This is a genomic window from Rubrivirga sp. S365 (assembly GCF_032248475.1).
Classification (GTDB): domain Bacteria; phylum Bacteroidota; class Rhodothermia; order Rhodothermales; family Rubricoccaceae; genus Rubrivirga; species Rubrivirga litoralis.
Genome location: NZ_JAVTTN010000001.1, coordinates 2,074,252 through 2,096,061, shown reverse-complemented (window position 1 = coordinate 2,096,061; position 21,810 = coordinate 2,074,252). Strand labels below are relative to the sequence as shown.

The 21,810-nt window shown below is 74.3% G+C and carries 17 protein-coding genes and 1 tRNA gene; 7 read left to right on the top strand and 11 right to left on the bottom strand.

The window, feature by feature from the left end; translation table 11 throughout:
- Nucleotides 1-39 precede the first annotated feature (39 nt).
- Together RQM47_RS09020 and RQM47_RS09015 are read right to left on the bottom strand one after the other, a co-directional pair.
- On the bottom strand, nucleotides 40-351 hold the full coding sequence (locus RQM47_RS09020; protein ID WP_311665498.1) for a DUF3467 domain-containing protein: 312 nt from the start codon (nucleotides 349-351) through the stop codon (nucleotides 40-42).
- A 91-nt stretch (nucleotides 352-442) separates the two neighbouring features.
- Nucleotides 443-1,849, bottom strand: a complete 1,407-nt coding sequence (locus tag RQM47_RS09015) for a cystathionine beta-synthase (RefSeq protein ID WP_311665500.1) — start codon at nucleotides 1,847-1,849, stop codon at nucleotides 443-445.
- 569 nt (nucleotides 1,850-2,418) lie between these two features.
- On the opposite strand from RQM47_RS09015, the gene RQM47_RS09010 reads away from it, so the two are divergent.
- Nucleotides 2,419-2,661 carry a hypothetical protein gene (locus RQM47_RS09010; protein ID WP_311665502.1) on the top strand — a complete coding sequence of 81 codons (243 nt, stop codon included), beginning with the start codon at nucleotides 2,419-2,421 and terminating at the stop codon, nucleotides 2,659-2,661.
- Nucleotides 2,662-2,675: 14 nt separating this feature from the next.
- Here RQM47_RS09010 and RQM47_RS09005 read toward each other — a convergent pair whose 3' ends face one another.
- Nucleotides 2,676-3,308, bottom strand: coding sequence for a hypothetical protein (locus RQM47_RS09005; RefSeq protein ID WP_311665504.1), 633 nt, complete (start codon nucleotides 3,306-3,308; stop codon nucleotides 2,676-2,678).
- A 97-nt stretch (nucleotides 3,309-3,405) separates the two neighbouring features.
- Entirely contained in the window at nucleotides 3,406-4,383 is a 978-nt protein-coding gene (gene dapF, locus RQM47_RS09000; protein ID WP_311665506.1) for a diaminopimelate epimerase, read from the bottom strand.
- A 104-nt stretch (nucleotides 4,384-4,487) separates the two neighbouring features.
- Between dapF and RQM47_RS08995 the strand changes: the two genes are divergently transcribed.
- Both RQM47_RS08995 and RQM47_RS08990 read left to right on the top strand, forming a co-directional pair.
- Nucleotides 4,488-5,459 carry a PhoH family protein gene (locus RQM47_RS08995; RefSeq protein ID WP_311665508.1) on the top strand — a complete coding sequence of 324 codons (972 nt, stop codon included), beginning with the start codon at nucleotides 4,488-4,490 and terminating at the stop codon, nucleotides 5,457-5,459.
- A gap of 134 nt (nucleotides 5,460-5,593) precedes the next feature.
- Nucleotides 5,594-7,054 (top strand): ATP-binding protein, encoded by a 1,461-nt coding sequence (locus tag RQM47_RS08990; protein ID WP_314008573.1) that lies wholly within the window; start codon nucleotides 5,594-5,596, stop codon nucleotides 7,052-7,054.
- 308 nt (nucleotides 7,055-7,362) lie between these two features.
- Here RQM47_RS08990 and RQM47_RS08985 read toward each other — a convergent pair whose 3' ends face one another.
- Nucleotides 7,363-8,277: a M90 family metallopeptidase gene (locus RQM47_RS08985; RefSeq protein ID WP_314008571.1), complete on the bottom strand. Its 915-nt coding sequence runs from the start codon at nucleotides 8,275-8,277 to the stop codon at nucleotides 7,363-7,365.
- 274 nt (nucleotides 8,278-8,551) lie between these two features.
- Here RQM47_RS08985 and lon point away from each other — a divergent pair, with 274 nt between their 5' ends.
- Nucleotides 8,552-11,101 carry an endopeptidase La gene (gene lon / locus RQM47_RS08980; protein WP_314008568.1) on the top strand — a complete coding sequence of 850 codons (2,550 nt, stop codon included), beginning with the start codon at nucleotides 8,552-8,554 and terminating at the stop codon, nucleotides 11,099-11,101.
- A gap of 137 nt (nucleotides 11,102-11,238) precedes the next feature.
- Here lon and RQM47_RS08975 read toward each other — a convergent pair.
- Nucleotides 11,239-11,322 (bottom strand) — tRNA-Leu (locus tag RQM47_RS08975).
- A 172-nt stretch (nucleotides 11,323-11,494) separates the two neighbouring features.
- On the opposite strand from RQM47_RS08975, the gene RQM47_RS08970 reads away from it, so the two are divergent.
- Nucleotides 11,495-13,516 carry a M1 family metallopeptidase gene (locus tag RQM47_RS08970; protein WP_311664526.1) on the top strand — a complete coding sequence of 674 codons (2,022 nt, stop codon included), beginning with the start codon at nucleotides 11,495-11,497 and terminating at the stop codon, nucleotides 13,514-13,516.
- A gap of 258 nt (nucleotides 13,517-13,774) precedes the next feature.
- On the opposite strand, the gene RQM47_RS08965 is transcribed toward RQM47_RS08970, so the two are convergent.
- The 4 genes from RQM47_RS08965 to RQM47_RS08950 form a co-directional block, all read right to left on the bottom strand.
- Nucleotides 13,775-14,182 (bottom strand): BLUF domain-containing protein, encoded by a 408-nt coding sequence (locus RQM47_RS08965; RefSeq protein ID WP_311664528.1) that lies wholly within the window; start codon nucleotides 14,180-14,182, stop codon nucleotides 13,775-13,777.
- An 83-nt stretch (nucleotides 14,183-14,265) separates the two neighbouring features.
- Nucleotides 14,266-15,543 carry a hypothetical protein gene (locus tag RQM47_RS08960; protein WP_311664530.1) on the bottom strand — a complete coding sequence of 426 codons (1,278 nt, stop codon included), beginning with the start codon at nucleotides 15,541-15,543 and terminating at the stop codon, nucleotides 14,266-14,268.
- Between the two features lie 108 nt (nucleotides 15,544-15,651).
- Entirely contained in the window at nucleotides 15,652-17,058 is a 1,407-nt protein-coding gene (locus tag RQM47_RS08955; protein WP_311664532.1) for a sensor histidine kinase, read from the bottom strand.
- Between the two features lie 145 nt (nucleotides 17,059-17,203).
- Complete coding sequence (locus RQM47_RS08950; RefSeq protein ID WP_311664533.1) at nucleotides 17,204-18,631, bottom strand: sigma-54 dependent transcriptional regulator; 1,428 nt, start codon at nucleotides 18,629-18,631, stop codon at nucleotides 17,204-17,206.
- Between the two features lie 221 nt (nucleotides 18,632-18,852).
- On the opposite strand from RQM47_RS08950, the gene RQM47_RS08945 reads away from it, so the two are divergent.
- A complete protein-coding gene (locus RQM47_RS08945; protein ID WP_311664536.1) occupies nucleotides 18,853-20,253 on the top strand; it encodes an efflux RND transporter periplasmic adaptor subunit in 1,401 nt (466 codons plus the stop codon).
- 23 nt (nucleotides 20,254-20,276) lie between these two features.
- On the opposite strand, the gene RQM47_RS08940 is transcribed toward RQM47_RS08945, so the two are convergent.
- Nucleotides 20,277-20,699 (bottom strand): four helix bundle protein, encoded by a 423-nt coding sequence (locus tag RQM47_RS08940; protein WP_314008566.1) that lies wholly within the window; start codon nucleotides 20,697-20,699, stop codon nucleotides 20,277-20,279.
- 58 nt (nucleotides 20,700-20,757) lie between these two features.
- Here RQM47_RS08940 and RQM47_RS08935 point away from each other — a divergent pair, with 58 nt between their 5' ends.
- Nucleotides 20,758-21,525 (top strand): ABC transporter ATP-binding protein, encoded by a 768-nt coding sequence (locus RQM47_RS08935; protein ID WP_311664539.1) that lies wholly within the window; start codon nucleotides 20,758-20,760, stop codon nucleotides 21,523-21,525.
- The last annotated feature ends 285 nt before the right edge of the window (nucleotides 21,526-21,810 follow it).

Sequence of the window (21,810 nt, the reverse complement as noted above, 5' to 3'; positions counted from 1 at the left end):
GATGCCGCCAAAGCGGCGGGGCGGGGCGGGGCCTTTCGGCTACGCCTCCCCGCTCGGGGGCGTAAACCGCACCTGCGGCTCGGGGTGGACGTCGGCGACCTCGCCGTACTGGGCCTCGTAGCGCTGGACGTTGTCGGCGAGCGCCGCCAGCAGGCGCTTGGCGTGGCCTGGCGTGACGACGATGCGGCTCTTTACGCGCGCCTTGGGGACTCCCGGCATCACGCGGATGAAGTCGAGGACGAACTCCTCCGGGCTGTGGGAGATCATCACGAGGTTCGAATAAATGCCCTCGGCGACCTCCTCAGCCAGCTCGATCGAGAGCGACGGGGGGTTTGGCGTGTCGGGTTCCATGGCGGGGAGGGATGAGGGAGAGAGGGCGGGGCGGAGAGACGCGGGAGGGGGATCGGCCTGTTCGTCCCTCGCCTCCTCATCCTCCGGTCTCTCAGCCGCGGCCCGCTTGGGCGAGCGCGGAGATGAGGTCGCTCCGGGTGACGATGTGGAACGCCGGCGCGCCGGCGCCCGCGGGCGCGTCGTCGGCGACGAGAACCGCGCTCGCGCCGTCGAGCGTGGCCGTCAGCCGGTCGAGCGGGACCGTCCGGTCGACGACCGGGAGCGGGTCGCCCATCACGTCGCGGACCGCGTGCTCGCGGGCGTCGGGGTCGGACAGGAGCCGGTCGAGCACGCCGCGCTCGGAGAGCGACCCGACGACCGCCCCGCCCTCGATGACCGGGACCTGGCTGATCCCGTACTCCGTCATCACGCCAATCGCCTCGGAGAGCGGGGCGGTCGGCGCGACGGCGATGACGGGGTCCAGCCGCTTGCGGGCCGCGAGCACGCCGTCGAGCGTGAGGGCGGCGGGCTCCTGGAGGAACCCGTTCCGCCGCATCCACTCGTCGTTGTACGTTTTGGAGAGGTAGCGGAACCCGCTGTCGGGGAGGAGCACGACGACGATGTCGTCCTCGGTCAGTTCGTCGCGGTGGGCGTCCAGCCAGTCGAGCGCGCCGGCGACGGCCATCCCGCACGACTGCCCGACGAACATCCCTTCCTCGCGGGCGAGCCGCCGCGTCATCCGCATCGAGGTACCGTCGTCGACCTGGACGTAGTCGTCGACGATCTCGAAGTCCATGTTGCCCGCCAGGATGTCCTCGCCGACGCCCTCGGTCGCGTACGGGTAGATCTCGGACTCCTTGAACTCGCCCGTGTGGAAGTAGGCGTGGTAGACGCTCCCGTACGGGTCGACGCCGACCGTCTTCAAGTCGGGGTTCTTTTCCTTGAGGAAGCGCGTCGTGCCCGAGATCGTGCCGCCCGTGCCAGCTCCGCAGACGAAGTGCGTGATGCGGCCGTCGGTCTGGTCCCACAGCTCCGGCCCGGTCGTCCGGTAGTGGGCCTCGGCGTTGGCGGGGTGGTCGTACTGGTTGGGGTAGAACGCGCCGGGGATCTCGTTGGAGAGCCGTTCGGCGACCGAGTAGTACGAGCGGGGGTCGTCGGGCGCCACGTTCGTGGGGCACACGACGACCTCGGCGCCGAGCGCGCGGAGCACGTCGACCTTCTCGGGGCTCTGCTTGTCGGTCGTCGTGAAGATGCAGCGGTAGCCCTTGGCGATCCCGGCGATCGCGAGGCCCGCGCCCGTGTTGCCGCTCGTGCCCTCGACGATCGTGCCGCCGGGCCGGAGGAGCCCCTTGGCCTCGGCGTCCTCGATCATGGCGACCGCGATCCGGTCCTTGACGGACCCGCCCGGGTTAAAAAACTCGACCTTGGCGAGCAGCGTGCAGGGCAGGTCGGCCCCGAGCGTCTGGAACCGGACGAGCGGCGTGTTGCCGATCGTGTCGAGGAGGGAGTCGGACCACATAGCCAGTGGGTCGGTAGGTCGGTAGATCAGGGCCAGCCCGAGCGGCCGGAGCGCGGGGGAAGCTACGGGGCGGGGCGGCGCGCTCCGGTGAGGACGGGGTGAGACGCGGGCAGCGGGATGTGCCACCCCGCCCGCAGAGCGCGAGGGCGGGGCGGTGCCGTAGGGGCGACCGGCGGTCGCCCGTGGGCGGGGCGGACACGCGGGCGGGGCGGGTTTCGTAGGGACACCACGCGTGGTGTCCGCATTGCAGGCAGGCCACCCCGCCCGCGCTATGGGCGGGGCGGCGACATCCAGGACCGCCCCGCCCGCGTCGTCCACCACCCCTAGCCCCTCCTGGCTGCGCCGACGCTGCGCGGTGTCCAGGAGGGGAACTGCCGCCGCCTCGGGACAGCGGCATGCTGACCGTGACCACCCCGCCCGCCCCGGACACGACGAGTCGTGTCCCTACGGGTGCCTCGCGTTGGGCGGGGCGGCACGGGACGCCGCGCGCCCCATTCCCCGCCCCACGGGGAACGCCGTCCCCCCGGCGCGCGGTACTGCCGCCCCGCCCCGCGTTTCTCCCCCCGCCGATGGCCGCGCCGCCGCCGCTCCCCCCCGCCCTCCGCCGCGCGCTGACCTGGAGCGGGGCGGTCTTCGCGGTCGCCCTCGCGCTCGTGCTCCTCGACGTGCTCGCCGGCCTCCGCCTGCCCGGCGCCGTGCGGCCGGCGCTGCCCTGGGTCCTCGTGCTCTCGATGGCCGTCGCCATCACGGTCCTCGCCGGCGCGCTGGGCACGCCGAAGCGGCCGGGCGCGGGCGAGGAGGTAGAGGCGTAGCGGCCCCGCCCGCGCTACCGCCGCGGCAGCCCCGTGCGGTCGCAGTCAAGGACGCGCCGGCTCGGGGGCACGTACTGCGTGCGGAGCCCGACGCTCAGCCCCACGAACGTGCGCGCGCCCTCGTAGCCGCCGAGCGGCTGGCTAATCTGGACGCCGAGCGGGAGGCTCAGGAACGACGCCAGGGGGACGACGACGCGCGGGGCGACCTGGGCGACCACGCCCCCGCTCTCCCCGACCGCCGACGCGGCGAGGCCGACGCCGAGCTCGGACCGGCGCGCGAGGGCCGACGCCGGCACGAATCGGCCGAGCCCGGCGACGTATTGGAGGCCGACGCTCGTCGTGGCCCCGCCCGCGTCGAACGTGCCCGCGACGGGGTCGCGGAAGGCCGGCACGCCGGCCGAGCCGACGAAGGCGAGCGCGTCGCCGCTGTCGAACTGGTAGCCGCCCTCGAACGTGGCCGCCTGGAGCACCCCCCCCGCCCCCACCTCGGGGCCGACGGCGACGCCGCCGATCGAGTAGAGCCGCGAGAGGAGCCCGCGGTGGCGCTCCTGGAGCGCCCGCGTGGTCTCGCCGGCGACGGACGGCCCCGGGCCGGGGCAGCCGGGAGACGAGACCTGGGCGCCGACCGGAGCGGCGGCGACGAGCAAACCGAGGACGAGGGCGAGTCACATGGCGGCGGACCCGGGCGGGGCGGCGTGAGAGACGGATGCGGTACGACAGAAGCCGCCCCGCCCGACCGCCGCGTCACACCGCCCCGCCCGGACCGTCGCTGACCGCCCCGCCCCGCCACTCCAGCGTGCCCTCGTACGCCGTGTCGGCCGGCCCCGACAGCGTGAGGTCCGAGACCTCGCCGCCGTCCAGGCGGAACGCGACCGTGAGCGTCCCGCCCGGCATGTCGACGGCGACACGGTACCGCCCCGCCCCGCCCGTGCCGTCGGGGGCGGGGCGGTCGAGCTGGTCGGTAAGGGCCGCGACGACGGCGGCGGCGAGCGCGCCCGTCCCGCACGCGAGCGTCTCGCCCTCGACGCCCTTCTCGAACGTCCGCGCAGCGAGGCGGTCGGCGCCCGTGACCTGCACGAAGTCGACGTTGGTGCCGGCCGGGCGGAACGCGTGGTCCCACCGGAGCCGCCCGCCGGTCGCCGCGACGTCCTCGCGGTCGAGGTCGCCGACGAACACGACGGCGTGCTCGGTCCCCGTCCAGACCCGGTAGACGCGGCTGGACTTCGGCGTCGGCCCGTCGCGGAGCCCGGTCGGGCCGAAGTCGCGGGGCGGGGGGAGCGTGATCGTCACCTCGCCCGAGGCGAGGCGCGGGGCGGGCACGACGGCGCGGACGCGGCCGCCGTCGGTGTCGAACACGAGCGCGACCGCCCCGCCCTCGTCCTCGGCCGCCGCCCCGCCCTCGTCGCCGGCCGGCTCGCCCAGGCCGGCGCGGGCGGCGAACCGGGCGAGGCAGCGGGCGCCGTTCCCGCACATGGTCGCGAGCGACCCGTCGGCGTTCCGGTAGCGCATGCGGAAGTGGGCGCCCTCGGCGTCCGGCTCCTCCAGCGCCAGGAGCCCGTCGGCGCCGACGCCGCCGCGGCGCGGGCAGACGCGCCGGGCGAGCGCGGCCAGCTCGTCCTCTGAAAACCGGAGGAAGCGGTTGTCGACGACGACGAAGTCGTTTCCGGCCCCGTCCATCTTCGTGAACGGGACGACGAGGGCGGGGCGGGGCGGGGTGCTCATGCGGCGGCCTACGCCGATCCCCGACCGCCGGTGCCCGCCCTCCCGCCCCGCCCGAACCGCGCCGCGCCGCGCGCGTTGCCCGAGCCCACCCCGCCCCCGCACGCTTGGCCGAGTCCCCCGAGTCCGTCGAACGCACGATTGAGATCAGCGGCGCCGAGCCGCTCCTGCTGTTCGGGTTCAACGACGTCTACCTCCGCCGCATCGAGGCGGCCTTCGCCGACACACGCCTCGTCGCCCGCGGCGACCGCCTCAAGCTGAAGGGGCCGTCCGACCAGGTCGACCAGATCGAGCGCGTCATCGGCGAGCTCGTGGTCATCCTGAACCGGAACGGCAACCTGACCGAGAACGACGTCGACACGATCCTCGACCTCGCCCGCGTGGGCACCGGCCTCCAGCGGCGGGGCGGCCAGGACGCCATCCTGTTCACGCCGCAGGGCGGGACCATCAAGGCCAAGACGCCCGGGCAGGCCCGGCTCGTCGAGAGCGCCCGGCAGTCGGACATCGCGTTCGCCGTCGGCCCGGCCGGGACGGGCAAGACGTACACGGCGGTCGCCCTCGCCGTCAGCGCGCTCAAGAGCCGGCAGGTCAAGAAGATCGTGCTCACGCGGCCGGCCGTCGAAGCCGGGGAGAGCCTGGGGTTCCTGCCCGGCGGGTTCCGCGACAAGGTCGACCCGTACCTCCGCCCGCTCTACGACGCGCTCGAGGACATGATCGATTCGGAGAAGCTCCGGTCGTACCTCGAGCGCAACATCGTCGAGATCGTGCCGCTGGCCTACATGCGCGGCCGGACGCTCAACACGTCGTTCGTCATCCTCGACGAGGCCCAGAACGCGACCGGGGGCCAGATGAAGATGTTCCTCACGCGGCTCGGCGCCGGCAGCCGCGCCATCGTCACCGGCGACGCGACGCAGACCGACCTCCCCGCCCGCGCGCAGTCCGGGCTCGTCCAGGCCCGGTCCATCCTGGAGGGCGTCGACGGCATCGCGTTCGTCGACTTCTCGAAGGAGGACGTCGTCCGCCACAAGCTGGTCAAAGACATTATCGAGGCGTACGAGAAGGCCGGCACCGGGAGCTAGACGGGGCACGGCGGCCGCCCCGCCCTCGCCGCACGGCGGGGCGGTCGTGCGGGCCGGTCCACCCCGCCCCGACGCGACCCCTGGGGATGGCCTGACATCCCCGGGGGCGGGGCGGGGCGGCGTAATTTGAGCGCATGGAAACCACCACCTTCCCCTTCGTCGCCAGCGACCTGCTCTCGGCCGTGAGCACGGCGGCCGGCGAGCTCCTCGACTGCAACGAGCCGTGGCGCGAGGTCTTCGGCGACGACGAGCTCTGGGGGCGGCTGCCGCCCGAGGACGCCCGGTTCGCGCAGGAGTACACGGCCGACGCCGCGCGCGGGCTGCCCGTCTCGCACCAGGTGTTCCTGCTCGACGCGCCGGGCTCCGACATCCCCGTCCCCGTCCTCCTCCACTTCCTGCCCGTCCGGCTCCCCGACATCGAGCCCGGCCGCTACCCGGTGTCGCTGACCGGCGAGGTCCTCCGGGAGCCGGCGTCGTGGGCCGCCGAGCAGACGCGGCGGCGGCGGATGGAGATGCTCGGGCGCATGGCGATGGGCGTCGCCCACGACTTCAACAACCTGCTCACGACCGTCCTCGGCCACGCCGAGCTCCTGCGGAGCGACCTCGCGCGGCTGGAGAGCGGGGTGGAGCCGGTGGCCCACCTGAAGATGCTGGAGCGGGCGGCCAAGGACGGGGCCGCGCTCGTCCGCAAGATCCAGCAGTACATCCGCAACGAGAAGGACGAGCGGGCCGAGCCCATCGCGCTCCACGAGATCGCCGAGGAGGTCCTCACGCTGACCCGGCCGTACTGGTACAACGAGCCGCGGCGGCGGGGGATCGCCATCGAGGTCCGCCGCGACCTCCGCCCGGTCCCGCCCATCCTGGGCACGCCGACCGAGCTCCGCGAGGTGCTCGTGAACCTCGTCCTCAACGCGGTCCAGGCCATGCCGGCCGGGGGCACGCTCACGCTCACGACCCGGCGCCGCGACACGCGCGCGGCCGAGGTCACGGTCGGCGACACGGGCGTGGGCATGACCGAGACCATCCGCAAGCGCATCTTCGAGCCGCTCTACACCACGAAGGGCTCGGCCGGGTCGGGCATGGGCCTCACGATGAGCCAGGGGATCGTCCAGGAGCACAGCGGGCGGATCGACGTCGAGAGCGCGCCCGGGCGCGGCACGGTCTTCCGCCTCGTGTTCCCGTTCGCGGCGAGCCACCCCGCCCCGGTCACGCCGCGCGAGGTGGCCCCGGCCGAGGACGGCGCCGGCCTCCGCCTGCTCGTCGTCGACGACGAGCCCATGGTGCGGACCGTGACGACGAAGCTGCTGCGGATGCGGGGCCACGAGGTCGAGGACGCCGACGGCGGACCGGCCGCGCTCGACGTGCTCGCGGCGGAGCCGCCGTTCGACGTCGTGGTCACGGACCTCTCGATGCCCGAGATGAGCGGGCGCGAGCTGGCCTCGATCATCCGCGAGCGGTACGAGGGCCTCCCGGTCCTCCTCCTGACCGGCGACACCGACGCGGCCGCCGACAGCGAGGACGTGGCGGCGGTCGTAAAAAAGCCGTTCCAGCTCGACGCCCTCGACGCCGCCATCCGCAAGGCGCACCGGGGGTAGGGAGCTCGCTGCACTCGCTAGGAACTGGGAAAGAGGAACGGGCAGAGGGGCGGGGTGGCGCGGCTGGCTGGCCGCCCCGCCCCCATGCGCGGCGGCGCGAATGGCGGGCTGGGGCGGGGCGGTGGTCCCCGCAGTCTCCCACCCCGCCCGACTTGAAACTGGCGTCGCACGCGGCGCCAAGGCCGCGGAACGCCCGGCCACCCCGCCCGAGCGGCGGGGCGGGGCGGTATCGCCAAGGCTGAGCGGGCGGGGCGGCGCTCTGCCCATTTCCCAGTTCCTCGTTCCCAGTTCCCGCGCGCCGCGCGCGCTTACCGCCACCGCCGCGCCATGAGGCTGCCGTCCGCGTCCGGCGCGTCCTCGTCGGGCGGGGTGGCGTTGTAGAAGGCGACGAGCGCGTCGAACAGCTCGGGGTGCCGGTTGCGGAGCCGCGCCGGGCGCTCGAAAAACTGCTCCGTCGCGACCGCGAACAGCTCGGCCGGCGCCGTCGCCGCGTACGAGCGGAGGACGCCGTCGCCGCGCTCGGCCCGGCGCATCTCGCGGCGGACGAGGTCGCGCCAGGCGTCGGCCGAGCGCGGGTCGAGGAACGACGGCGCGCCGTCGGCCTCCCAGCCCTCGAAGTCGAACACGTGGGCCAGCTCGTGGAGCACCACGTTGTAGCCGTCGCGCCGCGCCCAGCCGTCCTCCACGGCCCGCACCGAGAGCACGATCGGCCCCTGCGAGTGGACCATCCCGTCGTAGAGGCCCGGCTCCTCGTCGCCGTACGCCTCGTCGAACGTGTCCGGCACCAGGAGCACGGTCCGCTCAGTCGGGATCTCCCAGTCCGGGTGCCCGTGGAGGAGCACCGCGGCGCCGGCCGCCACCATGAGGCGGAGCCGGTCGTCGGGGACCACCCCGCCCGCGCCCTCGAACGTGAGCCCGTCCCGGAGCCATGTCACGTCGCGCTCGAAGCGCGGTCGGGCCGTACGGTCGAGCGCGGCGTAGACCGCCACGTGCGCTTCGAGCCACGCGCGGTCGTCGGGGGGGAACGGCCGCCGGGCCAGGCGGAGCCGGCGGAGCGGGCGCCGGAGCGTCCACGCGACGACCGCCGCCCACGCGGCGAGCCCGACGCCGACGCCCCACGCGGCGCCCGCCCCGCTCCGCCCGACCGCGAGCCCGGCGAGCAGCGCGCCGAGCCCGCCCCAGAGGACGGGGACGAGCAGGTCGGACGGTCGGAGCGCGCGCATGGGCGGGGTGGGGGGCGGGGCGGTCGGGGGGCCGCGGGCGCAAGATGCACCACCCCGCCCCACACCGTGGGCGGGGCGGCCACCGTCGCGGCGTTGCATGGAACGCCGCCGGGCAACGCCGCCGAGCCGCGGCGCCTCCGCCGCGGCACCCTGCTCCGGAGCCTCCTGAGGGGCGGGGCAGGAGAAACCGGGCGGGGCGGGACACCATCGGGCGCACGCGAGTTTACAGATCGGGCTCCGCCGCCCTCCCCCCCGCCCCCACGGCTCACACCGCATGACCCCGCCCCGCCCGTACCGCCTCGCCGGCGACCCCGAGCAGTCCATCCCGCTCCTGACGCCCGACGAGGAGCGCCAGATGCACGAGGCCGACCTCCCGGAGACGCTCCCCGTCCTCACGCTCCGCAACACGGTCCTCTACCCGGGCGTCGTCCTCCCCATCACCGTCGGCCGCGACGCGACGCTGAAGCTGGTCAAGGACGCCTACGCCGGCGAGCGGCTCGTCGGCGTCGTGGCCCAGAAGCGGGCCGAGGTCGAGAACCCGGGGCCGGACGACCTCTACCGCATGGGGACGGCGGCGACCATCCTCAAGCTTATCAAGATGCCGGACGGGTCGGTGTCGATCGTGATCCAGGGCCAGCGGCGGATCGAGGTCGAGGAGTACACCCAGCTCGACCCGTACCTCGAAGCCCGCGTGCGCGCCGTCGAGGAGCCCGAGACGGACGGGGACGATCCGGCCGAGCTCGACGCCCGCATCCGGTCGGTGAAGGAGCTCGCGGTCCAGATCGTAAACCTGTCGCCGAACCTCCCGTCCGAGGCCGCCTACGCGATCCAGAACATCGAGAGCCCCGGCTTCCTCGTCCACTTTATCGCGTCGAACCTCCAGATCGACGTGGCCAAAAAGCAGGAGCTGCTCGAGACGCGCCCGCTCCTCGACCGCTCGCAGCTCGTGCTCGACCACCTGGAGCAAGAGATCCGCGTGCTGGAGATCTCGGAAGAGATCCGGTCGAAAGTAAAAACCGACGTCGACCAGCAGCAGCGGGAGTTCTTCCTGCGCCAGCAGCTCAAGACCATCCAGGACGAGTTGGGCGAGGCCGAGGGGTCGAGCCGTGAGGCCGACGAGCTCCGCGACAAGATGGACGAGCGGCTCCCCGACCTCCCCGACGACGTCGTCGAGACGCTGGAGAAGGAGCTCACGAAGCTGGCGCGGACGAACCCGGCGAGCCCCGAGTACGGCGTCGTCCGCAACTACGCCGAGACCATCCTCGACCTCCCGTGGGACCACACGTCCGAGGACAAGCTCGACCTCGGCCGCGCTGAGAAGGTCCTGGACGAAGACCACTACGGCCTGGACGACGTCAAAAAGCGCATCCTGGAGTACCTCGCCGTCCTCAAGCTGAAGGGCGACATGAAGGCCCCGATCCTCGCCTTCTACGGGCCGCCCGGCGTGGGCAAGACGTCGCTGGGCAAGTCGATCGCGCGGGCGCTGGGCCGTGAGTTCCACCGGATCTCGCTCGGCGGCGTCCGCGACGAGGCCGAGATCCGCGGCCACCGGCGGACCTACATCGGCGCGCTCCCGGGCCGCATCGTCCAGGGGCTCCGCAAGGCCGGCACCTCGAACCCCGTGTTCATGCTCGACGAGGTCGACAAGCTGGGGACTGACTTCCGCGGCGACCCGTCGTCAGCGCTCCTCGAAGTCCTGGACCCGGAGCAGAACGACACGTTCAACGACCACTACCTCGAGCTGGACTACGACCTCAGCCGCGTCCTCTTTATCGCGACGGCCAACTACCTCGACTCCATCCCCGCCCCGCTCCGGGACCGGATGGAGATCATCGAGATCAACGGCTACACGCCGTCTGAGAAGCTGGCGATCGCCCGGCGCTACCTCGTGCCGCGGCAGCTGGAGCAGAACGGGCTGCGCGAGGACCAGTTCACGATCACCGAAGACGCGCTGCTGCTGCTCATCGAGGGCTACACGCGCGAGAGCGGGGTCCGGCAGCTGGAGCGGACGATCGGGTCGGTCGTGCGCGGCGTGGCCAAGACGGTCGCGGTCGGCGACGCCGAGCGGGGCGACGTGGCGGCCGACGACGTGCCGGGCTTCCTCGGCGCGCGGAAGCACTTCAACGACGCCGCCGAGCGGACCGAGGTCCCGGGCGTGGCGACGGGCCTGGCGTGGACGCCGGTCGGCGGCGACATCCTGTTCGTGGAGGCGTCGGTGAGCCGCGGCTCGGGCCGGATGACGCTGACGGGCAAGCTGGGCGACGTGATGCGCGAGAGCGCGCAGGCAGCCTCGTCGTGGGTGAGGGCGCACGCCGACGAGTTGGGCATCCCGGCCGACGCGTTCCGCTACTGGGACCTCCACGTCCACGTCCCGGCCGGCGCCATCCCCAAGGACGGCCCGAGCGCGGGCGTGGCGATGACGGCGGCGCTGGCGTCGATCTACACGCGCCGCTGCGTGCGCCACGACCTCGCGATGACGGGCGAGATCACGCTGCGCGGGCTCGTGCTGCCGGTCGGCGGGATCAAGGAGAAGGTGCTCGCCGCGCGCCGCGCTGGGCTCTCGTGCGTGGTCCTGCCGGAGAAGAACAGGAAGGACGTGGAGGAGATCAAGGACGAGGCCGTCGAGGGCCTGGAGGTCCACTACGTCAAGCGGATTACCGAAGCGCTCGACGTGCTCCTGGAGCCGGACCCGGTCGAAGACCCGGCCGAGCTGTTCACGGTGCCCGACGCCGAAAAGCGGCTGACCGCCCCGCCCGCCCCCGGCGCCCCGGTCGTCGTCGCGAACGGCGGCGTGGAGGAGCCGGCGCCGCCGGGCGTCCGCTAGCCCCCCCGCCCCACCGCGCGGGCGGGGCGGTTAGCGCGCGCCCTCTTGCGACCGCCCCGCCCTACGGCCCAGGGGGCGCCGGGTCGACGCGAACGCAGAAACCCCCTTTTCCGCAGAGAAAAGGGGGTTTCGGAGGGTGCCCGAGACTGGAATCGAACCAGCACTCCCGTGAGGGAACACGACCCTGAATCGTGCGCGTCTACCAATTCCGCCACTCGGGCAGGCCCCGCCAAGGTACGCCGCCCCGCCCTGCGCGCCCACGCGGGCGGGGCGGGGCGGGGCGTCTCCACGGCCTCTCCACCGACGGCCGGCGTCCGCAGGCGGGGCGGGGCGGCCGCCGGCGCTAACCTCCCCGCCCCGCCCGTTCCGCCACGCCCACCGCAGACTTTGTCGATGCCCCTCCGCCTGACCGTCCTCGCCGCCCTCGCGCTGGGCGCCGCGCTCCCCGCCGCCGCCCAGCGCGTGCTCCCGTACCCGGTGACGCCGCCGCCCCAGTTCGAGCGCGCCGTCGCCAACGGGACGCGGTCGCCGACGGGCGCGCCCGGCCCGAACTACTGGCAGAACGGGGCCGACTACGACATCGACGCCCGGCTCGACGAGGCAACGCAGACGCTCGTCGCCACGGGCACGATCACCTACCACAACAACTCGCCCGACGCGCTCCCGTACCTCGTCCTCAAGCTGCGCCAGAACGTCCACGCGCCGGGCGTGCCGCGGAACCGGCCGGTCGCCGTGACCGGCGGGCTCGCGCTCTCGCGCCTCGCCGTGGGCGGGGCGGACCTCCGCGACGTGACGGTCGCCGAGACGCCGGGGAGCTACAGCGGCTCGGTCGAGCCCGGCACCTACGCCGTCAACGGGACCGTCCTCACGCTGGGCCTCCCCGCCCCGCTCGCGCCGGGCGACAGCGTCGCGCTCGACGTGGCCTGGAGCTACCCCGTCCCGCCGGCGACGGGCACGTACCGCCAGGGCACCGACGGCGAGGTCACCTACATCGGCTACTGGTACCCGCAGGTCGCCGTCTACGACGACGTCATGGGCTGGCACACCGACCCCTACCTGGGCAACGGCGAGCACTACATGGACTTCGGCCGCTACGCGGTCGACTTCGACGTGCCGGCGGGGTGGCTCGCGTGGGGCACCGGCCGCCTCGCGAACGCCGACGAGGTCCTCACCGAGCAGACGCGCGGGCGGCTCGCCGAGGCGCTGACGTCCGACGATGTCGTCCACGTGATCACCGAGGACGAGCGCGGCCGCGCCACGCAGCCGGGCACCGACGGCCGGCTCGTGTGGCGGTTCGAGGCCGACCGTGTCCGCGACGTGGCGCTCGCGACGTCGGACGCTTACGTCTGGGACGCCACGCACGCGGACGTGGACCAGGACGGCGACGGCGACGACGAGGCCGTCCTCATCAACGCCCTCTACCGCCCCGCCGGCGAGCGGCCGATGGAGGCCCCGTGGGAGCGGTCGGCCGAGTTTTCGCGGTTCTCGATCGAGCACCTCTCGGACCTCATCTTCCCCTACCCGTGGCCCCACATGACGGCCGTCGAGGGCGTCATCACGGGCGGCATGGAGTACCCCATGATGACGCTCATCGGCGGCGACCGCTCGGCGCCGTCGCTCTTCGGCGTCACCTACCATGAGATCGGCCACATGTGGTTCCCGATGATCGTGGGGACCAACGAGAAGGCGTACACCTGGATGGACGAGGGGCTCACGTCGTTCGACACGAACGAGGGCGTGGCCGCCTTCTTCGACGGGTCGTCCGAGGCCCGCCCCGCCATCGACGCCTGGGACCGCGCCCGGCAGTCGCACTACGCGCTCGCCGGCACCGGCGAGGCCGTCGCGCCGATGCGCCACAACGACTTGTTCCCCATCGGCGGCGGCACGCGCGAGGTCGACGCCGTCCAAGGCGGGGCGCGCGTGGTCGCCAGCTACTCGACGCCGGCCGTGCTCCTCCACGCGCTCCGCGGGCTCTACGGCGAGCCCGCCTTCTACGACGCCTACCGCGAGTACGCCCGCCGCTGGGAGTACAAGCACGCCTACCCGTACGACTTTTTCAACACGGTCGAGAACCGGCTCGGCGAAGACCTCGACTGGGCCTGGACGCCGACGCTCTTCGACACCTGGACCGTCGACCAGGCCGTCGCCTCGGTCCAGAGCGAGGGCGGGGCGGTCGTGGTGACGGTCGAGGACCAGGGCCGCGCGCCCATGCCGGCCCCGGTCCGCGTGACCTACGCCGACGGCCGCGTCGAGGACCAGACGGTGCCCGTGGAGACGTGGCTCTCGGGCGCCACGACGGCGGCCCTCCGGTTCGCCCCGGGCGAGGTGGCGCGCGTCGAGATCGACCCCGGCCAGTTCCTCCCGGACGTCGACCGGACGGACAACGTGTACCCGGCCGAGCCGGCCGACCTGTAGCCGCACCGCCCTCCACCCCGCCCCGCCCACCGAGGGCGGGGTGGGGGCCGTTTGGGAACGGCGCGCAGTGGTTCAGGACGTTGTGCGGGACCGGATGGTCGATGCGCCACCCCGCCCCGCTGACGAACCGACCCACCGCCGCACGGACTCCAGAACGCCCTTCGGGTGGGTACGGGATACCGAGTACGAGGTACGGCTCGATCTGACCTCGGCGCGCGTACCTCGTACCGAGCACCCCGTACCTCCCCGTACCTCCCTCTAGTCTACCACGTCGAACGCGGCGTCGCGGACCGGGAGGTTCGAGGCTTCGGGAGTCCACAGGCGGGCGCGGTCGAGCGCCTCGCGCGGGACGCGCCGCTCGCGCATGGACCACGCCGGGAACCGCCGCTCGGCGACCGGGCCGACGAACGACAGGCGGACGTCGTAGTGGCGGGCGTCGTTCGAGATCCGCGTGAGCAGGTCGAGGACCACGTCCTGCGGCCCCTCCACCCACTGCGCGTAGCGGACGACGTGGCCGTCGCCCTCGATCATCAGGAGCTGCCCCGTCACGCCGGTCCGCCGGTTGGCCGCCGACGCCCGCGCGACGAGCGCAGCCACCTCGTCGGAGCCGAGGGGGCGGGCGGGGAGGGACGAGTACCCGGCGGCGAACAGGGGCGGGGTGGGCACGGCGCAGGCGGGCTCGGGGACGGACCCGATGGTACCACCCCGCCCCGCCCGACGCCTACCCGCGGCGGCCGCCCCGCCCGCGCTCAGCGGATGCGCGGGCGGTAGTCGGTGAGGCCGTAGACGAGGCGGAGCGAGGCGAACGAGACGCCGCCCGGCCCGACGCCGACGAGCGCGCTCAGGATCGGCCGCTCGCGGTCGATAAACCGGAGGTTCAGCCCGACCGCCGCCGACGGCCGCAGCGGGACGCCCTCCCCCTCCGCGACGCGGCCCTGCGTAAACCGGACGCGCGGCGTGAACTGGCGGAACACGTCGTCGTAAGCCGCCCCCGCCATGCCCTCGGCCACGCCCTCGATGAGGAACGCCCCGATCAGCTGGGCGATCACGGCCCGCGCCCCGACCGTGACCGAGAACGCGTCGCGCCCGACGAAGTCGCGCCGCGGGTAGCCCACGAGGAGGTCGCCGTCGAGGACCGGGAGGTACACCCACGGCAGCGGGTCGCCCCCCTCCTCCCGCGTCACGACGCCGTTGAGGCGGACGAACAGCGCGCCCCGCTCGGGGAGGAACGGGAGCCGAATGGGGGCGGGGCGGAACACGTAGCCCAGCGCCTGGACCCGCGTGAACGCCAGCCCCGCCCCGTCGAGCGCCTGGAACCGGGTGACCTGCCCCTGCGCGTAGACCCCGCGCGACGGCATCGTCGGGAGGTCGCGGGTGTCGAGAACGGCGATGAGGCCGGCCTCGGCGCCCACGCGAGCGTCGCCGCGGAGCGCGTCGAGACGGGCGAGGTCCGACGGCGCGACGGCCGCGAGGTCGCCCGGCTCCACCTCTTCGTACCCGCGGAGCCGGTCGACCCGGAACCGTACGACCGGCTCCAGGAGCACGCGGCCCGGGCGCCCTGGCGACCACCCGAGGCGGGCCTCGGCCTCGACGGCGTAGCGGTCCAGGAACAGCTCGGCGCCGGCCGGCGAGGACGGCCCGTGCCCTACGAACCGGCTCCGCGACGTCGTCCCCGCCGCCCCGCCCACGAGCCCGAACAGGCGGTGGCGGCGGGGGTCGCCCGTGAGGTACTCGGCGTAGACGCCCTGGAGCCGCTCAGACAGCCGAGCCGCGAGCTCGGCGTAGTCGTCGTCCGAGAGCAGGCCCTCGACGCCCACGCCGCCCGCGATCCCGAACCCCTTCGACGGCGAGTACAGCGAGCTCGGGGAAAAGAGCGGCTGGACGCGCAAGGACCGCACCTCGTCCACGACCTCGACCAGCGCCTCCTCGACGTCAGACCGGCTCGTGTCGGCGGGCGCCGGCGACGGCCGGAACGTGGTGTCCGGCTGGACGAACAGGGCGGCGACCGAAAAGACGAGGGCGAGCATCAAAGGCGTGGGGGAACCGGGGCGGGGCCAGCGGAGCGGCAGCGGCTTCGACGCCCGCACGCCGCCCGAAAGATCCCCCACCCCGCCCGCGCGCGGGGCGGGGCGGCGCTACAGGCGGAGCGTGAACGTCGTCTCCACGTCGGGCTCGGACGACACGGCGAGCGTCCCGCCGTGGAGCCGAGCGATCCGCTGAGCGAGCGCGAGGCCGATCCCGCTCCCGCCCGGCTTGGTCGAGAAAAACGGAACGAACGCCCGCTCGGCCACCTCGGGCAAAAGCCCCGGCCCGTCGTCGGCGACCTCGACGACGGCGCGGCCGCCCGGCCCGGCGTAGGCCCGGAGCGCGACCGCCCCGCCCGCCGCGCCGCTCGGCTCGCCGTCCCGCGCGCCGATCGCCTCGACCGCGTTGAGGGCCAGGTTCACGAGCGCCTGCTCGACGAGGTCGGCGTCGGCCACGATCTCCAGCCGCTCCGGGTCCACGTCGACCGTCACCGTCACGCCGGGCGCGCTCGCGCGCGCCAGCGTCGCCACGTCGCCCAGGAGCTCGGCCGCTGAGATCACGCGCGGGCGGGGCGTGGGCAGCCGCGCGAGCGTCCGGTAGGCGTCGACGAACGAGACGAGCCCGCGGCTCCGGCGCTCGATGGTCCCCAACGCCTCGCGGACGTCGTCGAGCCGGCCGCCCCGCCCCGCCCCAGGCAAAACGGGCGGGGCGGCGCCCTCGGGCGGGGCGGGGCGGTCGAGGAGCGAGCGGGCGGTCCCGGCCAGCGACGCGATCGGGGCGACCGAGTTGGCGATCTCGTGCGTCAGCACACGCGAGAGCTCCTGCCAGGCTTCGAGCTCGCGGGCTTCCAGCTCCTCGCGGATGTCCTGGAGCGAGACGAGCGTGTGGGCCTCGCCGCCGACCGTGAACCGGGTCGCGTAGGCCACAAGCTCCTGCGGACGCCCCTCGCCGCCGCCCAGCCGCACCAGCGACCGCTCGCCCGGGGCGACGTCGGCGAGCGCCCGCGCCGCCTCGGGCGCCCGCCGCGCGAGCACCTCCAGCGACCGCGGCCGGGCCACGCCGAGCGTCCGCCGCGCAGCCAGGTTGAAGATCGTGACCTCGCCGCCGGCCCGGAACGCGACGAGCGCCACGCCGACGTGGCGGACGACCGCTTCGAGGTAGCCCGCCTGCTCCTCGCGCTCGGCGCGGACGCGGCGGAACGCCCCGCCCACTTCCTCGAACGCCGCCGCGAGCGCGTCGAGCAGCGGGTCGCCCCCGGCCGCCGAGAACCGGCCCGAGACGTCGTCGTAGCGGACGCCCTCCAAAAAACGGCGGACGTCGCGCGCCGGCCGCTCGGCCGCGCGGACGGCGCCCCACCCCGCCCACACGGCCACGGCCGCCAGCGCCGCCGCCCCGCCCGCCGACGCCGCCCCGCCCCGGACGACGAGCGCAGCCGCCCCGCCCACCGCCGCCGCGAGCACGGCGAGCCGAACGACGAGGCGGACGCGGTACCGACGCCAGACGCGGGAGAGGGTCACGGGAGGCGCGTAGGCAGGGACGAGAGGAGGCGCGTAGGCAGGTCAGGGAAACGTACGGGCGAGGCAGGCAGGGCGCTGTAGCGGCTGCACGCCCGCCTACAGGCTTACTCCCCTACCCGCCTACTCGCCTACCCGCCTACCCGCCTCACAGCCCGTACTTCTCGATCCGCCGGTAGAGCGACTTCCGCGTGAGCCCGAGCTCGTCGGCCGCGTGCGTGATGTTGCCGCCGTGCTTGGCGAGCGCGCGTCGGACGGCCGCCCGCTCCAGCTCCTCCAGGTCGAGCGTATCGAGCGCCGCCCCGCCCTGGCCGCCCGCGTCGCCCGAGGGCGGGGCGGCCGAAAACTGGAGGTCGGCGTCGGCGATCCGGTCGCCCTCGGCCAAGATGACGGCGCGCTCGACCGTGTGCTGGAGCTCGCGGACGTTGCCCGGCCACCCGTACTGCCGCAGCCGCGCGCGCGCGCCGTCGGTGAAGCCGGCCGCGGCGCGGCCGTAGGCGCCGGCGTAGCGCGCGAGAAAGTGGTCGGCCAGGAGGTCGAGGTCGGCGCCCCGCTCGCGGAGCGGGGGCAGTCGGAGCTCGACCGTGTTAATCCGGTACAGGAGGTCCTGCCGGAACGCGCCCTCGGCCACGCGCTCATAAACCGGCACGTTCGTCGCGCTCACGACGCGGACGTCGACGCGGCGCGGCGCCGACTCGCCCACGCGGACGACCTCGCGGCGCTGGAGGGCGGCCAGGAGCTTGGCCTGCTCGGTCGGCCCCGCGTTCCCGATCTCGTCGAGGAACAGCGTGCCCCCGGCCGCCGCCTCGAACCGCCCCGCCCGGCCGGCCGCGGCGCCCGTGAACGCGCCCTTGGCGTGGCCGAACAGCTCGGACTCGAACAGCGACGGCGGCACGGCGCCCAGGTCGACCGACACGAACGGGCCGGCGGCGCGGCCCGAGAGCCGATGCACGGCCTCGGCGACCAGCTCCTTGCCCGTCCCGTTCTCGCCCAGAATGAGGACGTTGGCGTCGGTCGGGGCCACTTTGCGGACCGTCTCGTAGACCGCGCGCATGGCCGGGCTCTGGCCCACGAGCTCCCCCACCCCGCCCTCGGGCACGGCCGGGCGGGGCGGACCCGACGCGGGCGGGGCGGGACCCGCGACCGCCCCGCTCGCCTCGCGCTGGCGCCGGAGCTGGGCCGCCGCGCCGACGGCCGCGAGCAGCCGCGCGTTGGCCCACGGCTTCGTCACGAAGTCGGCCGCCCCGTGCTTCATCGCGCGGACGGCGAGGTCGACGTCGCCGTAGCCCGTGATCATGACCACGACGGCGCCGGGGTCGATAGCGTGCGCGTTCTCGAGCCACCGGAGCCCCTCGCGCCCGGTCGAGGCGTCGCGGCTGAAGTTCATGTCGAGGAGCACGCAGTCGTAGCGCGTCTCGCGGAGCAGCGTCGGGAGCGCGGCCGGGCTCGTCGCCGTGTGGACGGTCTGGACGTGGTCGCGGAGGAGGAGCCGGATGGCCGTCAGCACGTCCTCGTTGTCGTCGACGACGAGGACCGAGGCGTCGGGGGGCGGGGCGGCGGCGGAGGGCGGGAGCATGGCGGCAAGATCGTTCGCCCGAGCGCGCGCAAACGGTGTGCGCCCGGACCGCCCCGCCCCAGACGGCGGCCGAGCGGCGGGCGGGGCGGCCGCGCCGTGCCCCAGCGCACGGCCGCTGTGCGCTCGCGCACACCCGGACCGCCCTCAGCGCCCCTGGCACGAGCTGGGCGCCCTCGGCACGCCTCTTGGACTCCCCCAGACCACCCCGCCCCTCCACGTCCATGAGCGCCCCCATCACCCTCCCGCCCACGCCCAACGGCGCCGCCGACGCGGACCGCCCCGCCCCGCCCGCGTCCGTCTTGACGCGCCCCGTGGGCGGGGCAGTCTCGGGCGGGGCGGCTCCGGGCGGGGCGGCGGGGCACGGCGAGGGCGTCGACCGGCGGCGGGCCAAGCGGCTCGTCACGCCGCGCCGGGCGCTGGCCGCGCTCGCCGTCCTCGCCGTGAGCGCGCTCGCCGCCTGGGCGCTCTGGGGCCGGCCCGAGGGGCAGACGCTCCGCGTCGACGCCGACCGGCTGACGGTCGCGGCCGTCGAGGACGGCCCGTTCCAGGAGTACGTGGCCGTCACCGGCACGGCGCAGCCGCTCCGCACCGTCCTGCTCGACGCCGTCGAGGGCGGGCAGGTCGTCCGCCGGCACGTCGAGGAGGGCGACACGGTCGCGGCCGGGCAGGTCCTGTTCACGCTCCGCAACGACGACCTCGCGCTCGAAGTGATGGGGAGCGAGTCGCAGCTCGAAGAGCAGGCGGCGGCGCTGCGCCAGAACCGGCTCCAGATGGACCAGTCGGCCCTCGACCTCGAACAGCAGCTGGCCCAGCTGGACTACGACATCACGCGGCTCGAGCGCGACGAGGCCCGCGTCTCCGGCCTGGTCGACCGCGACGCGGCGCCCCGGAAGGACCTGCTCGCCATCCAGGACGAGCTCGCCTACACCCGCCGCCGCCGCGCGCTCACGGCCCGGGGCGCCGAGCAGCAGGAGGCCCAGCACCGCGTCCAGACCCGCGACATGGCCGCCTCGGTCGGCCGGCTCCGCGAGAACCTCGCCCTCGTCCGCCGCTCGTCGACCAACCTCACGGTCCGCGCGCCGGTCGCGGGCCAGGTGTCGGGGCTCCAGGCCGAGATCGGCGAGCTCAAAAACCGGGGCGACCGGCTGGGCCAGGTCGACGTGCTCGACGCCAGCAAGGTCCGCGCCCTCATCGACGAGCACTACCTCCCGCGCGTGGCCCCGGGCCAGCGGGCCACGGCGACCGTGGGCGGGGCGGAGTACACCCTCGCCGTCCGCGCTGTCTACCCCGAGGTCACGGACGGCCGCTTCGAGGCCGAGCTCGTGTTCGCCGGCCCCGCCCCGCCCGACCTCCGCCGCGGCCAGTCGGTCCGCCTCCGCCTCGAACTGGGCGACCCGGAGCGGGCGCGGCTCCTGGAGCGGGGCGGGTTCTACGGCGACACCGGCGGCCAGTGGGTGTTCGTGTTGTCGCCCGACGGGCGCGAGGCCGTGCGCCGGCCGGTCGAGCTCGGACGCCAGACGCCGCGCCACTTCGAAGTGCTCGGCGGGCTGGAGCGGGGCGACCGCGTCGTGGTCTCGTCCTACGCCGCCTTCGGCGACGCGGACCGGCTGGTGGTCGAATGAGGTCGCTGGTCCCTGGTCCTTTGTCACTTGTCATTCGTCCTTGGCGCGTTGCTTCCTCGACGTTCCGCTATGGGGCGGGGCGGGGTGGTGCGGCCGATGGAGCGCAGGTAGGCGTTCAATCGCGGACCCAACTCGTCGAGGATCGGGCGGAGGCGAGCGGACTGATCACGCGTGAGGAGGCCCCGCTTCTGGGCGCGCCGCAGCCCGTGGCGGGTCTCGTAGAGCGAGCCGCGCGCGTAGTGGACGAAGCGCCTGTTGTCCTTGAACGTGCCCCGCCCCGCTCCTTCGGCGATGTTTGCGCCCACGCTGTCGGCCGAGCGCACGACCTGCTCCCCGACCGTCCGCCGCGCGAGGCGGTCCCATGTGTCCACCGTCTCCCAGACGGCGTCCGCCAGCCGCTCGGGCAGCTTGTAAACCTCCAACTCGTCGAACCCCAGACTCGGCATAGCACATCAGGTGTCGTGGCCCCTCAATCTCGCGCCTAGCGCCCAACCCAAATGACCCATGACAAATGACCTAGGACAAGGCACCCCCACCCCGCTCATCCTCACCCACGACCTCCACAAGGTCTACGCCACCGACGAGGTCGAGACGTCGGCGCTCAACGGCGTCTCGGTCTCCATCGACCCGGGCGAGTTCGTCGCCATCATGGGGCCGTCGGGGTGCGGGAAGTCCACGCTGCTCAACCTGCTCGGGCTCCTCGACCGGCCCTCGACGGGGTCGTACAAGCTGGCCGGCGACGAGGTCGGCGCGCTCCCCGAACGCGACCGCGCGCGGAAGCGGCGGGGGGCGCTCGGGTTCGTGTTCCAGAGCTTCAACCTCATCGACGACCTGACCGTCGCCGAGAACGTCGAGCTCCCGCTCGTCTACCTCAAGGCATCGAAGGCCGAGCGGGCCGAGCGGACCGAGGCCGCGCTCGACCGGGTCGGCATGGCGCACCGGCGGGGGCACACGCCGCAGCAGCTCTCGGGCGGCCAGCAGCAGCGCGTGGCGATTGCGCGCGCCGTCGTCGCCAGCCCGCAGCTCCTGCTCGCCGATGAGCCGACGGGGAACCTGGACAGCCAGAACGGGGCGGCCGTCATGGACCTGCTCGCCGAGCTCAACGCGGCCGGCACGACCATCGTCATGGTCACGCACTCGCCGTCGGACGCCGAGTACGCGCAGCGCGTGGTCAACCTGTTCGACGGGCGCGTGGTGAGCGAGCACGTCCTGGCCGGCGAACTCCACCCGCCGGACCCGGCCGCCAAGGGCGCCCTCCCGCAGCCGCTCTAGCGCTGCGTCGCGAGGAACCCGATGGGTTCGGCTCGGGCGGGGCGGTCCGGGAGGAGTCCCCCTCCTAGCCAGGAGGGGACACCGCGAAGCGTCGGCGCAGCCAAGGGTGGTTGTCGGGCCGAGCACCACCCCGCCCGACAAGCTGTGGAGGAGCACTCGTGCTGCGTCAAGCTCTTGCTTGATCGGGTGGCGCTCTGTTCAGTCCACCACCCCTAGCCCCTCCTGTCCAGGAGGGGGACTCTCTCGCCGACGCCGCCCCGCCCACTCGTCACCCCGCCTTTCCTC